Here is a 14205-nt window from a genome sequence, read left to right as displayed (position 1 = left end):
AGATGTGCTTACCTTGAGTGTCTCTCATTGCAAGTTAAAAATTGGGTAAATAGACTACATTTTAGAAGGCTCTTGGCAAATTTAAGATTGTTTTCTTATTCGGTTCTTGGGGAGGCGCTAGGGTGCAACGGGGATCCATGTAAACCCAGATGGGTTTAGCTAAATGAGCAGGAAGGGAAAGTTGGCCACTGGGTAGGAGTAGGATCCACTCAGGGTGACGTTGGATAACCTGGAGATAGGTACCTGGAGTGAGACCCATTTGCTGCAATTGGGCGCAAGCAGCTTCGGATCCGCGCAGTTGGTAGATGCGACCTTCTTCTCCAACCTTCATGAGTTGGAGAGGAGATATGGTTATTGAGATCTTAGGGACGGTGGGCGGTGCCAACATATAGGGATCCCTAATCTTAGAAGAGGCCATTTGAGCCTTGCCCGAGTCCATTTGCGAGCAGCTTGGAAGCAGCGATCTATCAAACCAAGTAAGCTTCCTGGTGAGTGCGAATCGTACAATTGGAGCGAGGTTTAGCCACGCAGAGCAGCACAAATCCTTTGGCTATTTGTTCCTCATCCAGAAAGGTTTGCTCCGATTGATCGACTTCTCCCTCTACCACTTTGGCCACGCAAGAGGAACAACTACCGGAGCGGCAGGAAGAGGGCAAGTCCACATCTTGATCCTCAGCCGCTTCTAGGATGGTCGAATCTTCATCTACTGAGATATAGGTGTCGAGCCGTCGTTTTGGGTTAACCAAGTGAACTGTGTAGGTAGCCATGATGGAGTCTCCAGAGAGCTGACGAGGGGTAAACAAGAGATCTTAGGCAGGGATCCCAGGGCTGCATTCGCCCCGCTCTCCCGAAGAGCTGCAGCCGGCACAGCCGCCGACAGCATCTGGACAACCGTAGTCTTGAAAGACTCGGAATAGCTTCTCCTGCTGCGGAGTAGAGGTGAGAAAGGTTTGGTACGCTTTTTCCAGCGCTTGCCGAGCTTGCTCCAATCGCTCTTCTTCGCTGCCCTGGAAACACTCCAGAGGGCCTAGATACTGAGCGAATTTGCGTAAGATATGCAGGCGATTCACGTTGACCACCCGCGGATCGTAGGGGAGCTCGAAAAAAGCGAAATAATCCTCGGCATTGACTAGGGCTTGGAAGTCTTTCCAACGGCGGTTGTGGTTCCAACTCATCGGCAGGTCTCCAGGGTTTTCAAGCGTTGTCTGAGGGTGTGCAGCCGGGCAAACAGGGCATAGGTGCGGGCTGCCAAGTCGGGGAGTCGCTCGAACCCGTCGGGTAGCCCCTCGGCCAGATCGTGCAGATCCATTTTCAGTTGGCCTGCTTTGCTGTTTAGTCGTTTGATCTCGCTGCGGAGCTGGTCGGCAGACAGGTGTTCAAAGGGCTCGAAATCCAGGCCGTTCACAACATTCTCAACGTCACTCTCATTCAACATGGGCAAGGCACTCCTAATTGCTGAAGAAAAAGAAGAAAAAATGGCTGCCGGGACGGAGACAAGCGGCTACAGCCGGCCCACCTCGGGGTAGGTTCGGGCCAGTTGGATCCCTTTGTCGATAAGGGCAGTAGCTTTTTCAGTGAGCTGTTCGAGAGACTCGAAACCGAAGCGATGGGCGTCTCGCAGGGTGTTGACCACCAACAACAGCCGCCCCGAGAAGACCAGCACCCAACCAAAACCTTCACTGTTGAGATCCAGCACCACCTGAGCCAGGAGGCCCGTCTCCTTTTCGATCAGGGCGGCAATGGCGCGGTAGTAGATGAGGATGCGGCTCCGCACTGCCGGATCCACCTCCCCTTCCAGGGATATTTGGCGCTTCTGGGCTTTGGTGACGACAAAGGGCTTGAGCAGCAACTCATCCCTCCAGGTGCGGTAGGTGCCGTAGGGATCCGCCGCCCGCAGCTGGCGGACGATCTCCTGCAGGATGGGGCTGGTCGAGCGGGAAAGAGGGGTAACCGTCATGGCTAAACCTCCGCAGGGGAAGTAGAGGGATTTGGGGCTTCGGCTTTGCGGGCGCGCTCGGCCAAGAGCACTTTGCGCAGCCAGGGGGGAGGATTGTGCAGGGTGGTTACCAGGCGCTGCAACAAGCTCTCGATGGATTCTTCTTCCGACTGCACTTTGATGGGGGTGATGCGGCGGTTGATCAGGCGGGCGGCGGCACTGCTGCCAATGGCAGCCACGTAGATGAGGGTGACATCGGCCAAAGCCTGCAGCTTGGGCACCAGCTTGTCCTCGTTGCCATCTGCCTCCAAGTTGCCCCCAAAGGTGAGGGTCTTACAAAATCGGTAGCCTTCGGGGGTGACTTCGTAGAGGTCGATCTGGTTGGCCCAGCCAAAGTGGGCATTGACGTGCTTGCCGTCGCGGGTTGTAAAGGCCACTTGCATAGGCGTTCTCCTTAGAAACGTGAACTTGAGGGTTTGGGGGAGCTAGGGGCACTTGGGCTGCCCTTCGAAGCTCTGGATCCCTTAGAATCCCTGCCTAGAAACCTGGGGTGGGCTGGGGTGACGGGCTTCCTCCTGCTCCATCAGCAGGTTGCCGACGGCAAACAGTTGGGATAGGGTGCCGCGATAGCCCACCTGACAGATGTGGTTGGCCCCCAGCCGGTCGAAGATAGGGATCCCCATCCGATGCACCGGGATCCCCAGCCGCTTGCCCAGGCGCGCCACGTGGGAGTTGCCCACCAGCAGGTCAGCCCCGGGTGCTAGCTCCTCCAGATCCCCCAGATCTCCCACCCGCACTGCCTCAATGGGAAGGGTGGTCAAGTGGGGATCCGGTGTGGGACTGATGGCCGCCTGGATCTGACAGCCCATATCCAGCAGCCAGTCCACCCACCCCCAGAGCAGATCGGCTTCTAGGGCCAAGGCAATCCGCTGGTTGCCGAAGAAAAAGTGGCAATCCAGGAGGGCATCCTGGACTTGGCTGCGCTGGCGGCGGTAGCGAGAGGGCACCGGCTGCTGGCTGTGATCGGCCAAGGTTGCCAAAAAGGGATCCACAGCCTTGAGACCGGTCAGGTGGGGGAAAACCCGATAGGGGGTGCCAAAGCGCTGGGCCAGGATCTGAGCGGCAGGGCGCATGCTCTCGCCGACAGCTATGGTGAGGCCAGATCGCCCGAGCTGGCGCAATTGCTCAAGGGTGGTGCCGCCGTCTGGGGTCGCCCTAAAGCCGGTGCCCAAGTGTCCGTCCAGGGAACCCGCGGGATCCGGCACCAGGATCGGCTCTAGGCCAAAAGCCTCCGCCATTTCTTTGATCTCCTGGGCGTCGGCAGGGGTGAGGGCAGGCCCGCACAGCACCGTTACCTGGGCAGGGCGGACGGATCCCGACGGCGATTCCGGCAGGGTGCTGACCAAGCTGTTGACGGCGATGGCATAGCCGTCTTGCAGGGATCCCTTAAAGTCAGGCGTGGAGGCCAAGACGATGGGCAGATCCTGCAATTGCGGCTGGCGTCGGCGCAGCTCCCGCAGGATGCGCGGCATATCGTCCCCGCGGGTTTCCGTGAGGCCGGTGGTCAGAAGACCAATCAGCTCCGGCTGGGCCTTCTCCACCAAGGTGAGGATGGCAGCTTCGACATTCTCCTCGCCTCCCAAGATGGTGTCCACTTCGGACATGGCAGTGGTGGACATGGGAATGGCCTCGCGGAAATGACGTACCAGCAGCGCTTTGGCAAAGGCCGTACAGCCTTGGGAACCGTGGAAGAGCGGCAGACAGCCCTTGATCCCCAGAAAGGCCAGGGCCGCCCCCAGCGGAGCGCTGAGTTTGAGGGGGTTGACGCTGAGGGGCTTGCGTTCTTGAATCAACTGGGCCATCCTCCCACCTCCTTTGCTGCTGAGGTCTCCCAGGGGGCAGGCCGTCGCAACTGCTCCCAAATGGGACTGTGGAGGGCGGCATCGATCTCCCGCGCCAAGTTCACCAGGCCGCGATAGCCGGCATAGGCATGGTGCCGCTCCTGGTTGATGTCCAGAAAGGGGATGCGGGCCTTGAGGGCGGTGTACTGGTTGCGTCCGCCGGCGATGAGCAAGTCCGCTTTCGTGCGCTCCACCACCTTGAGCAGCTCTTGCGGGCTGCCCTTGTCCAAGAGAATGCCATCCTGGCCAAGCAGCTCGCGGATGCGGGCTTTGTCTTCTTCGGTGCTTTTGCGGGTGCTGGTGGCCGTTACCTGCATCCCCAGATCTCGAGCGGCGGAGATGATCGACCAACTTTTCACCCCGCCGGTATAAAGGACAACTCGTTTGCCCGCCAGCCGCTGCCGGTAGGGGGCCAAAGCCGCCTCGGTGGCGCGAGTTTCCCGCTCGATGAGGGCCTCGGTACGCTCCTGCAGTTCGGGATCCTTCAGCCCTTGGGCAATGGCCCGTAGGCAGTGGTTCATCTCCTGCAGCCCGTAAAAGGAAGCCTCAATGTAGGGGATCCCATAGCGCTCCTGCATCTTGCGGCCCACATTGAGCAAGGCTTTAGCGCAGATGAGAACGTTCAGCTTGGCCCGGTGGGCGGTACAGATCTCGTGGTAGCGGCCATCGCCGGTGATCTTGGCCAAGATGCGGATCCCCAGCTCGTCAAACAGAGGCAAGACATCCCACAGCTCGCCGGCAATGTTGTACTCGCCGATGAGGTTAATGTCGCGGCGGGTGGTGTATTCCGGGGAGGCCGTGCCGATCACATAGTCCAGCAGCGCTTCTCCGGCCAGACGGTTACCCAAGTTTTTGCTGCCCACAAAGCCGGGCGCATTCACCGGAATGACCGGGATCCCAAGCTGGCGGCTGGCCCGCTGACACACGGCCTCCACATCGTCGCCAATGAGGGCAGTTACACAAGTGAGATAGACAAAAATGGCGGCAGGCTGGTATTTGGCCTGCAAGTCAAGGATGGCCTGGAACAGCTTTTCCTCCCCCCCGAAGATGATCTCGTTCTCGCTCAGATCGGTGGTGAAGCCCACCCGATAAAGCTGGGGGCCAGAAGAGAGGCTGCCCCGCGTCCCCCAAGAGTTGCCGCTGCAGGCGATTGGCCCATGTACTAGATGGGCGGCATCGGCGATCGGCACCAGGGCAATCGAAGCCCCGTCAAAGGCACAGCCTCCCTGCGCTCCTCCTGGCTTGGCTTGCTCGGCACAGACCTTGTTTTTGCCTTTGCCGTCTTTCTTGTGGTTGTGCTCGCAGGCGGTCTCGTTGAGCAGCTCCGCCACTTTAGTCCGGCTGATCAAGGGCATGATGGGATCTCCTGAGAAGAGGGGGGCTGGGGTTGAGCCGCAGCTTCGGCCAGATAAGCCGCCGCCCGTAGCCGCAGGGCGATGATCTCCTCGTAGAGGGGGTTGATGCGACAGAGGGCCGGAATGTGGATGGTGCGGGATCCCAGTCGGATATCCCGCTCAAAGGGACAGGAAGCCGGGATCAAACGACAAATCCAACGGGCCTGCCGGGATCCCCGAATTTCAATGCTGTTGAGCCAGCGGCGTGGCCACTTCAGGGCGGATCTGAAAATTGAGTTCAAAACCAGGCCGAGCCATCCCAAAGGGTTGCCGACTCTGGGAAAGGGAAGAGAAGGGTAGGGATAAGTCATGGCTTAAACCTCCGAATGGGTAGAATTGGTAACAAGAGGAGGGGGAGCACACCATTCAAAAATCTGCTCCAGTTGCTCCAAGGAAATCAGCCCGTAATGCCAAAGAATCATGGGCAAAGGGCCCTGTTCACACCCATGCCGTTTCAGGGCGAAGGTGAGGGCGGATTCCGGGATCCCAAGCTCAACTTGCAAAAACTGCAGCAGCGGCGCCCGATCGGGGGTAAGCATGGCAGAGTCTCCCAAAACGAGGGGTGGGCGTAGATGGGCAAGCTAGGATGGGGACAAGCCCAAAACCAAGCTGTCGGCAGCCAGAAAGTGGGCCAGGTGAAAGGCCCGTTCTTCCGTCCGCAGCAAAATCTGCTCGTAGAGGTGACGGGTGGCGCGATCCCCAACACTTTCCGCCAGAGCCGCCTGGCGACGCAGCAGATCGATTAGGCTTTGCTCGGCCCGCAAATCCGCTTCCAGCATGGGCCGCACAGCCAACGCATCGTCCCCTTCTGGGCTGAAGCAGCACAGCTCCGCCAGCTTGGCAAAGCTGGAGGCCGGGATCCCACCCAGGCCGTTCAGGCGCTCCCCCACCTCATGGGCGTGGTTCTGAACTTCCTGTAGACTTTCGTTGAAAAATTGATGAATTGAGTAGAACTCTGCTCCTTCGACAACCAGATGGTGCTTCAGATACTGCAAATACAGCCCCTGAAGACTGGCCCAAACTAGGTTGAGGCCCTCGCAGATGGGAACCGTGATCTCACGTCCCAGATGAACGGGGTTGTCTCGGACTTGTTGGAAGGAGTGAGTCGAGGGGGATGGAGTGGTCATTGGCGCTACCAAAACGAGGTGAACAGGAGAAGCAAGAAGGCAAACGGCAGAGGTTCAGGGGCGGTCATCCCCTCCTGCAGATCTCTCAGGGGGATCCCAGGTTTGGAGAGACCAGCAGCGATCCAACCAACTCAGCCAGCCAGAGCGGTTGAGGGTGAAAAGGCGGAGCACACTGTGGACGAGGAGGGCTTCGGTGGGGGTGCGAATCATCACCCACAGTTGGCCGGTCGGGGTACAGCCACAGGTCAAATCCAGCTCCTGCAGACGGTAGAGAATCCGCCAGCGATCGCAACGGGGCACCTGCAGCACTTCAGCCGTTTTCGGTGGGGGAGAAACAAGGGGGGACATAAGCTCACCGGTTGGGAAGCAGGGGGCGAGTCTCAACAGAGGGGCAGAACCGTTGGGGTTCTGTTCCCCCGCTTATATCCCCCGCTTATAGCAAGCGGCTGCAGGGGCTCAGGCTTGGCAGCGGGCGATCAGGATTGATTGAGTTATTGCCGATGTACTCAAACCCTGGAAGCTTGGCCCAGAGGGCAAAAAAAGTTTTTCTGAGGGCAGGGGGTTGAGTCTTTTGCCCGCAGGGATCCGGTATTTTTGGGGAAGGGTATGGGTATTTGAGCGAGTACATCCCCCCTGTCACAACAAGAAAGTCCGACGGCCTGCCGCCGCAATAGTCTTCACTTCCTTGGCGAGGACTTTGCCCCAGGGGGATCTTTCCTCAAACTCAAACGGCTATTTTCAATACACTTTTGGGCTGATACGATATTAAATCGTAGCAATTGATGCAAAACGCAGCCGAGGCTGCGGCGCTTGAGTGCATCTGAGCAGATTTTTAGTATTTCTTAAGCATTGCCCCAAGCCCTTGTCGAATCAGGGATTCCGGGGATCCTCCCCACAGCCGGATCCCCCGCCCCTTTGGGTCAAAATACGGCATCCCCGGCCTTGAAAAACCAGACCCTTGACCCCTAAAAAAAGTTGGATTTGGCCTGCCATTAGGCTTTGCAGGTCTTGAGTACAAAGCCAATAAACTCGATCAGTTCTACCGGGCTGAGTGCAACGGAGCGGGCAGAGGGCGGTTGATATAACCGCCAGTAACGTTCTATCCCCTGGTTGACCCCACTATGCCGCCCCTTTCAACTCCGCCCCGCCAGGGATCCCCTTCCCCATCGGCCTGCGCTTGCAGCAGCAGCCCCCGCCAGGCCCTCCCCCCTCATCTGCAGCAGCGCATCGCCACCCATCCCTGCTACAGCGAAGCGGCTCACCATCACTACGCCCGCATGCACGTGGCGGTAGCCCCCGCCTGCAACATCCAGTGCAACTACTGCAACCGCAAGTTCGACTGTGCCAACGAGAGCCGGCCCGGTGTGGTCAGCGAGCTGCTTACCCCGGCGGAAGCCGCCCACAAAGTGCTGGTGATTGCCGGCAAGATCCCGCAACTGACGGTGGTGGGCATTGCTGGGCCTGGGGATCCCTTGGCCAACCCCAAGCAAACCTTCGAGACCTTTGCCCGCATCGCCGAGAAAGCTCCGGATCTCAAGCTTTGCCTTTCCACCAACGGCCTGATGTTGCCGGACTACATCGACGAGATCAAACGGCTGAACATCGACCACGTCACCCTGACCATCAACATGGTGGATCCAGAGATCGGAGCCAAGATCTACCCCTGGATCCGCTGGCGGCGCAAGCGCATTCGAGGGGTGGAGGCAGCCCGCATCCTGCACGAACGGCAGATGGAAAGCCTGGATCTGCTGCGGGAGGCAGACATCCTCTGCAAAGTCAACTCCGTTCTCATTCCCGGCATCAACGACACCCACCTCTTGGAAGTGAACCGGGTGATCCAGGAGAAAGGGGCTTTCTTGCACAACATCATGCCCCTGATCTCGGCGCCCGAACACGGCACTTACTTCGGCCTCATCGGCCAGCGGGGCCCCACCCCTCAGGAATTGAAAGCCCTGCAAGATCGGTGCTCCGGCAACATGCGGATGATGCGCCACTGTCGCCAGTGTCGGGCGGACGCGGTGGGCCTGCTGGGGGAAGACCGCAGCCAAGAGTTCACCAAGGAGCGCTTTATGCAGATGACCCCCGAATACGACCCCGAAAAACGCCGCCAGGTCCAGGCAAGCATTGCCCAACTGCAAGCTCAGCAGCAGTCAACCCCAACCCACTGGACAGCCGACCTGCCTCCCGACAGCCCCTCCATCCTGGTGGCCGTAGCCAGCAAAGGCGGCGGCCTGGTCAATCGCCACTTCGGCCATGCACGGGAGTTTTTGATCTACGAGGTCAACGCCCGTGGGGCGCAGTTTGTCGGCCACCGCAAGATCCCGCAGTACTGCCACGGGGGATCCGGGGAGGACAACAACCTAGAGCAAATCCTGGATCTCATTAGGGATTGCCGAGCCGTGCTGGTCTCCAAGATCGGCGATTGCCCCATGAAGCGTATTCGCGAGGCCGGCATCGAAGTGGTGGAAGACTACGACCTCATTGAAACGGTGGCCCTCAAGTTTTACCGCACCTGGTTGGTCAACCAGGCCCTGGACAGCAAATCTTCCCGATCTTGAGACCTCATCTTTTGGAGACGCGGCCATGGCTACTGTAACTGCTCTCACCAAAGGCGGACTGCCCTGGATCCCACAGTTTATCGAAAGCCTGGATATCACCCGCTGCCTCGGCTGTAGCCGTTGCCTCAAGGTCTGTGGCCGTGGTGTGTTTGCCCTCAGAGCCCTCAACGAAGACGGCGAGTTTGTCGACAACGAAGAGGAAGAGGAAAGCGAGCGTAAGGTGATGACCATCCTCAACGCTGCCCTCTGCATCGGCTGTCAGGCTTGCGCCCGCATTTGCCCAAAGCAGTGCCATTCTCACGCTCCGCAAGCCGTTTAACTTTGCCCAACCCCTATCTTGTACCGGAGCCTGTATGAACCCTGTGATCTACCTGGACAACAACGCCACCACCGCCGTGGATCCCCTGGTTCTGGAGGCGATGCTGCCCTATTTGCAGACCTTCTACGGCAACCCCTCCTCGATGCACAGTTTTGGCGGCCAGGTGGGGCGTGCCCTCAACCAAGCCCGCGAACAGGTGGCAGCCCTTCTGGGAGCCGACCCGACGGAGATCGTCTTCACCAGTGGCGGCACCGAAGGCAACACCACGGCCATTTATGCAGCCTTGGCAGCCCAACCCCAGAAGCGCCACATCATCACCACGCAGGTAGAGCACGCCTCGGTGCTCAACGTCTGCAAGCACCTGGAAAAACAAGGCTACCGCGTCACCTACCTCTCGGTGGATGAGCAAGGCTGCCTGGACTTGCTGGAGTTGGAAGCAGCCCTGACCGGCGATACTGCCCTGGTGAGCTGCATGGCCGCCAACAACGAGACGGGCGTGCTTTTCCCCATCGAGGCGGTGGGATCCCTGGCTCGCAGCTATGGGGCTGTTGTCCATGTGGACGCAGTACAGGCGGTGGGCAAAATCCCTCTCGATCTGCAGCGCCTGCCGGTGGATCTCCTCACCCTTTCCGGGCACAAGCTGCATGCCCCCAAGGGGATCGGCGCTCTCTATGTGCGGCGGGGCTTGCGCTTCCGTCCGTTGCTGCTGGGAGGGCATCAGGAGCGAGGCCGCCGCGCCGGAACGGAAAATGTGCCGGGCATCATCGCCCTGGGCAAGGCAGCGGAGCTGGCCCAAGCCCACCTGGGGGATCCCCATGAGCGGCTGCTGCGGGATCGCTTGGAGCAGGGCTTGCTACAGCGGATCCCGGATGTCCAGGTTAACGGCCACCCCACTCAGCGGCTGCCCAACACCACCAACTTGGGCTTCAAGTTCGTGGAAGGGGAAGCGATCCTCTTCTGGCTGAACAAATACGGCATCTGCGCCTCCTCCGGCTCCGCCTGCACTTCCGGATCCCTGGAACCCTCCCATGTGCTGCGGGCCATGCGCCTGCCCTACACCGTTTTGCACGGCTCGATCCGCTTCAGCCTCTCCCGCTTTACCCAGCCGGCAGAGGTGGAGCGGGTGCTGGAGGTTTTGCCGGGGATCATCGAGCATTTGCGGGCCATCTCCCCCTTCAGCCACGAGGCGGAAGACTGGCTGCAACAGCAGGAGCGGGAACTGGCTCACCGCTGACCGCCCGGCTCAAACTCATCTTCGCTCGACCGTTAGCATCCTCAACTCAGGATCCAGCCATGTGGGACTACAGCGAAAAAGTTTTGGAACTCTTCTACCACCCCAAAAACCAAGGGGCAATGGATCCCAGCTCCGAGCCTGGTGTTCGGGTGGTGGTGGGAGAAGTGGGCAGCATCACCTGTGGCGATGCCCTGCGGCTCTACTTAAAGGTGGACGAGGCCAGCGAGCGCATCTTGGCTGCCAGCTTCCAAACCTTCGGCTGCACCAGCGCCATTGCCTCTTCCTCGGCTCTGACGGAGCTGATCACCGGCCTCACCCTGGATGAAGCCCTGCAGATCGACAACCGCCAAATCGCTGACTACCTAGGCGGCCTGCCCCCCGCCAAGATGCACTGCTCGGTGATGGGGCAAGAGGCTCTGGAGGCAGCCATCTACAGCTATCGCGGCCTTCCTCTGCCTGACCACACGGATGATGACAGCGCCTTGGTCTGCTCCTGCTTTGGCGTCAGCGAGCAGAAGATCCGCCGCCTGATCCGGGAAAACCGCCTCACCTCCGTTGAGGAAGTAACAGCCTACAGCAAAGCGGGCGGCGGTTGTGGCTCCTGCCTGGCCCAGATTGAAGACCTGATTGCCGCCGTTCTGGCCGAGACCGACACGATCCCTTCAGAAGATTCAAGAAATTCAAAAGGGAACTCCCAAAACCAGACAGAGCCCTCTCCCGCTGCTCCCTCTCCCCTCACCACCTTGCAAAAGATCGCCCGCATTCAGGCCGTCCTAGACGAGGAAGTTCGCCCGCTGCTGTTGGCCGATGGCGGCGATGTGGAGCTGTACGACCTGGAAGGGGATCAGGTGTGGGTGCGCCTCAAGGGATCCTGCACCACCTGCCCCAGCCAGCAAAACACCCTGCGGTTGCTCATCGAAACCCGCCTGCAAGAACAGGTGTGGCCCACGTTAACCGTGCATGCCCTCTAGTTCCCCATTCTCGATAAGCCTGAGAGCCCTATGATCTGCCCCACTGTTACTCCCCGTCGCTTCCCCCATCTCCTGCCTCGATTCGGGAGGGCCCCACCGTTCAACCGGTTTGCTTTTGGATTCCAAGGGATCCAAGGCTGCCTTCCCGCGAGCTGAAATCCTTTGCAGTAAGGATCCCGTCTCGCTAATGCGACCAGTTGCGCCCATTGGCAAGAGATTTCTAACCCTTAAGTCGCCCTCAAGTTTTTCCTCAAGTCTTCATTAGGAGAACTGAACCATGAGACAAATTGCATTCTACGGCAAAGGCGGTATCGGCAAATCCACCACCTGTCAGAATACCGTTGCCGGTATGGCCGAATTGGGGCAGCGGATCATGATCGTCGGCTGCGACCCGAAGGCCGATTCCACCCGCCTCATGTTGCACTGCAAAGCCCAGACCACCGTCCTTCACCTGGCGGCTGAGCGGGGATCCGTAGAAGACGTGGAGCTGGAAGAAGTGGTGCTCACCGGCTACCGAGGGGTGCGCTGCGTGGAATCCGGTGGCCCCGAGCCTGGTGTTGGCTGTGCCGGACGGGGCATCATCACCGCCATCAATTTCTTGGAAGAAAACGGTGCCTACGAGGATCTGGACTTTGTCTGCTACGACGTGCTGGGGGACGTGGTCTGCGGCGGTTTTGCCATGCCCATTCGGGAGGGCAAGGCCCAAGAGATCTACATTGTTTGCTCCGGCGAAATGATGGCCATGTATGCGGCCAACAACATCGCCCGCGGCGTGCTGAAATACGCCTACTCCGGCGGCGTGCGTTTGGGTGGCTTGATCTGCAACAGCCGCAAGGTGGATCGCGAGATCGAGCTGATCGAAGCTCTGGCCGAAAAGCTCAACACCAAAATGCTGCATTTCATCCCCCGCGACAATGTGGTTCAGCACGCAGAATTGCGCCGCATGACGGTGATCGAGTACTCCCCCGACTGCAACCAAGCTGACGAGTATCGGGCCTTGGCCAAAAAGATCATCAACAACACGGATCTGAGGATCCCCACCCCCATCTCTATGGATGAGCTGGAGCAGTTGTTGATAGAGTTCGGCGTTTTGGACGACGACCAGAAAATCGCCCACCTCATCGGCAAAACCGAAAAAGAGTTGGCCCCTGTCTGATCCCCGAAAAGACGGGCTGGGGGTAGCTGGTTTCCTCCCTCAGCCCCCCTTCGCACTGTGGCTTTTATCCATGACACCCAATAGCTGAGGTTCTCATGACTACTCTGAAAAGTACCCTCAAAGAGGAAACCCGGAAAATCGTAACGGAGGTTCTGGAAACCTACCCCGAAAAAGCTCAGAAAAAGAGAGCTAAGCACCTCAACGTCTATGACGAGGGCAAAGCAGATTGCGGAGTAAAATCTAACATTAAATCCATCCCCGGCGTCATGACCACCCGCGGCTGTGCTTACGCCGGTTCCAAAGGAGTGGTGTGGGGGCCGGTCAAAGACATGATCCACCTCAGCCACGGCCCCGTGGGCTGCGGCTACTACTCCTGGTCGGGACGGCGCAATTACTACGTGGGAATCACCGGGGTGAACACCTTCGGCACCATGCAGTTCACCTCTGATTTCCAGGAGCGGGATGTGGTGTTTGGGGGGGACAAAAAACTGGCCAAACTCTTGGTGGAAGCCAGCGAGCTCTTCCCCTTGGCCAAAGGCATTACCATCCAGTCCGAATGCCCCGTCGGCTTGATCGGGGATGACATCGAGGCAGTGGCCAAGAGAGTTTCCAAAGAAATTGGCAAGCCGGTGGTACCGGTGCGCTGCGAAGGCTTTCGGGGGGTTTCCCAGTCCCTGGGCCACCACATTGCTAACGATACAGTGCGGGACTGGGTTCTGCCCATTGCTGACAAGAAAGCGAAGGAGGGATCCCTCAACTTTGAGCCCGGCCCCTACGATGTGGCCCTGATTGGGGACTACAACATCGGCGGCGACGCTTGGTCTTCCCGGATTTTGCTGGAGGAGATGGGCCTGCGGGTAGTGACCCAGTTTTCCGGCGATGGCACCTGGAACGAGATGCTGCTTGCCCCTCGGGTGAAGCTGAATCTCATCCACTGCTACCGCTCCATGAACTACATCTGCCGCCACATGGAGGAAGCCTACGGGATCCCCTGGCTGGAGTTCAACTTCTTTGGCCCCACCCAAATTGCCAAATCCCTGCGGGCCATCGCCCAGCGGTTCGACGAGACCATTCAGGCCAAGGCGGAGCAGGTGATCGCCAAGTACAAGCCCCAGAGCGAGGCCATCATTGCCAAGTACCGTCCCCGCCTGGAGGGCAAGCGGGTGATGCTGATGGTGGGCGGACTGCGGCCCCGCCACGTCATCCCGGCCTTCCGGGAGCTGGGCATGGAGGTGATTGCCACCGGCTACGAATTCGGCCACGGCGACGACTACAAGCGCACCACCCAGTACATCGACGACGGCACCCTCATCTACGATGACGTGTCCGGCTACGAGTTTGAAGAATTTGCCAAGAGGTTGAAGCCAGATCTCATCGCCTCCGGCATCAAGGAGAAGTACGTCTTTCAAAAGATGGCTTTGCCCTTCCGCCAGATGCACTCTTGGGACTACTCCGGCCCCTACCACGGCTACGACGGCTTTGCCGTGTTCGCTCGCGATATGGATTTGGCTTTGAATAGCCCCACCTGGGATCTGGTCAAAGCCCCCTGGAAGTCTTAGCTTGCCGCCGGGATCCCAGACGCCAACGGCCCTTCCTTCCCCTGCCCCTC

At 59.2% G+C, this 14205-nt stretch carries 18 protein-coding genes; 6 read left to right on the top strand and 12 right to left on the bottom strand.

Features of this window, described 5'->3' with window-relative positions:
- Nucleotides 1-61: 61 nt before the first annotated feature.
- From ACVWY8_RS12505 to ACVWY8_RS12450, 12 genes are all read right to left on the bottom strand, one after another.
- Nucleotides 62-331 (bottom strand): ferrous iron transport protein A, encoded by a 270-nt coding sequence (locus ACVWY8_RS12505; protein ID WP_414390678.1) that lies wholly within the window; start codon nucleotides 329-331, stop codon nucleotides 62-64.
- Between the two features lie 136 nt (nucleotides 332-467).
- Entirely contained in the window at nucleotides 468-767 is a 300-nt protein-coding gene (locus ACVWY8_RS12500; RefSeq protein ID WP_099813376.1) for a 2Fe-2S iron-sulfur cluster-binding protein, read from the bottom strand.
- 42 nt (nucleotides 768-809) lie between these two features.
- Entirely contained in the window at nucleotides 810-1175 is a 366-nt protein-coding gene (nifW, locus tag ACVWY8_RS12495; protein ID WP_457395329.1) for a nitrogenase-stabilizing/protective protein NifW, read from the bottom strand.
- Nucleotides 1172-1435, bottom strand: coding sequence for a CCE_0567 family metalloprotein (locus tag ACVWY8_RS12490; RefSeq protein WP_011430665.1), 264 nt, complete (start codon nucleotides 1433-1435; stop codon nucleotides 1172-1174). The genes nifW and ACVWY8_RS12490 overlap by 4 nt, the downstream gene beginning before the upstream one ends.
- 66 nt (nucleotides 1436-1501) lie before the next feature.
- The gene (locus ACVWY8_RS12485) at nucleotides 1502-1957 is read right to left on the bottom strand and encodes a NifX-associated nitrogen fixation protein (protein WP_457395332.1); all 456 of its coding nucleotides are present in this window, start codon (nucleotides 1955-1957) and stop codon (nucleotides 1502-1504) included.
- A 2-nt stretch (nucleotides 1958-1959) separates the two neighbouring features.
- Nucleotides 1960-2379: a nitrogen fixation protein NifX gene (gene nifX, locus ACVWY8_RS12480; protein WP_414342057.1), complete on the bottom strand. Its 420-nt coding sequence runs from the start codon at nucleotides 2377-2379 to the stop codon at nucleotides 1960-1962.
- 81 nt (nucleotides 2380-2460) lie between these two features.
- Complete coding sequence (gene nifN / locus ACVWY8_RS12475) at nucleotides 2461-3798, bottom strand: nitrogenase iron-molybdenum cofactor biosynthesis protein NifN (protein ID WP_457395334.1); 1338 nt, start codon at nucleotides 3796-3798, stop codon at nucleotides 2461-2463.
- Nucleotides 3786-5192 (bottom strand): nitrogenase iron-molybdenum cofactor biosynthesis protein NifE, encoded by a 1407-nt coding sequence (nifE, locus tag ACVWY8_RS12470; RefSeq protein ID WP_457395337.1) that lies wholly within the window; start codon nucleotides 5190-5192, stop codon nucleotides 3786-3788. The genes nifN and nifE overlap by 13 nt, the downstream gene beginning before the upstream one ends.
- The gene (locus tag ACVWY8_RS12465) at nucleotides 5183-5542 is read right to left on the bottom strand and encodes a Mo-dependent nitrogenase C-terminal domain-containing protein (protein WP_414522061.1); all 360 of its coding nucleotides are present in this window, start codon (nucleotides 5540-5542) and stop codon (nucleotides 5183-5185) included. The genes nifE and ACVWY8_RS12465 overlap by 10 nt, the downstream gene beginning before the upstream one ends.
- A gap of 3 nt (nucleotides 5543-5545) precedes the next feature.
- The gene (locus ACVWY8_RS12460; RefSeq protein ID WP_011430659.1) at nucleotides 5546-5770 is read right to left on the bottom strand and encodes a DUF2949 domain-containing protein; all 225 of its coding nucleotides are present in this window, start codon (nucleotides 5768-5770) and stop codon (nucleotides 5546-5548) included.
- A gap of 42 nt (nucleotides 5771-5812) precedes the next feature.
- Complete coding sequence (locus ACVWY8_RS12455; RefSeq protein WP_414388082.1) at nucleotides 5813-6358, bottom strand: ferritin-like domain-containing protein; 546 nt, start codon at nucleotides 6356-6358, stop codon at nucleotides 5813-5815.
- Between the two features lie 54 nt (nucleotides 6359-6412).
- On the bottom strand, nucleotides 6413-6706 hold the full coding sequence (locus ACVWY8_RS12450; RefSeq protein WP_457395340.1) for an Asr1405/Asl0597 family protein: 294 nt from the start codon (nucleotides 6704-6706) through the stop codon (nucleotides 6413-6415).
- A gap of 773 nt (nucleotides 6707-7479) precedes the next feature.
- On the opposite strand from ACVWY8_RS12450, the gene nifB reads away from it, so the two are divergent.
- The 6 genes from nifB (at nucleotide 7480) to nifD (ending at nucleotide 14155) form a co-directional block, all read left to right on the top strand.
- Nucleotides 7480-8916: a nitrogenase cofactor biosynthesis protein NifB gene (nifB, locus tag ACVWY8_RS12445; RefSeq protein WP_414417548.1), complete on the top strand. Its 1437-nt coding sequence runs from the start codon at nucleotides 7480-7482 to the stop codon at nucleotides 8914-8916.
- 25 nt (nucleotides 8917-8941) lie between these two features.
- Nucleotides 8942-9235, top strand: coding sequence for a ferredoxin III, nif-specific (gene fdxB, locus ACVWY8_RS12440; RefSeq protein WP_414332069.1), 294 nt, complete (start codon nucleotides 8942-8944; stop codon nucleotides 9233-9235).
- 34 nt (nucleotides 9236-9269) lie between these two features.
- Complete coding sequence (gene nifS / locus ACVWY8_RS12435) at nucleotides 9270-10469, top strand: cysteine desulfurase NifS (protein WP_414332070.1); 1200 nt, start codon at nucleotides 9270-9272, stop codon at nucleotides 10467-10469.
- 59 nt (nucleotides 10470-10528) lie between these two features.
- Nucleotides 10529-11440, top strand: coding sequence for a Fe-S cluster assembly protein NifU (gene nifU / locus ACVWY8_RS12430; protein ID WP_457395343.1), 912 nt, complete (start codon nucleotides 10529-10531; stop codon nucleotides 11438-11440).
- A gap of 277 nt (nucleotides 11441-11717) precedes the next feature.
- A complete protein-coding gene (gene nifH, locus ACVWY8_RS12425) occupies nucleotides 11718-12596 on the top strand; it encodes a nitrogenase iron protein (RefSeq protein WP_011430651.1) in 879 nt (292 codons plus the stop codon).
- 95 nt (nucleotides 12597-12691) lie between these two features.
- Entirely contained in the window at nucleotides 12692-14155 is a 1464-nt protein-coding gene (gene nifD / locus ACVWY8_RS12420) for a nitrogenase molybdenum-iron protein alpha chain (RefSeq protein WP_011432082.1), read from the top strand.
- The last annotated feature ends 50 nt before the right edge of the window (nucleotides 14156-14205 follow it).

The sequence above is a fragment of the Thermostichus sp. OS-CIW-32 genome (genome assembly GCF_054060415.1).
This window is presented reverse-complemented; position numbering and strand designations above follow the sequence as displayed.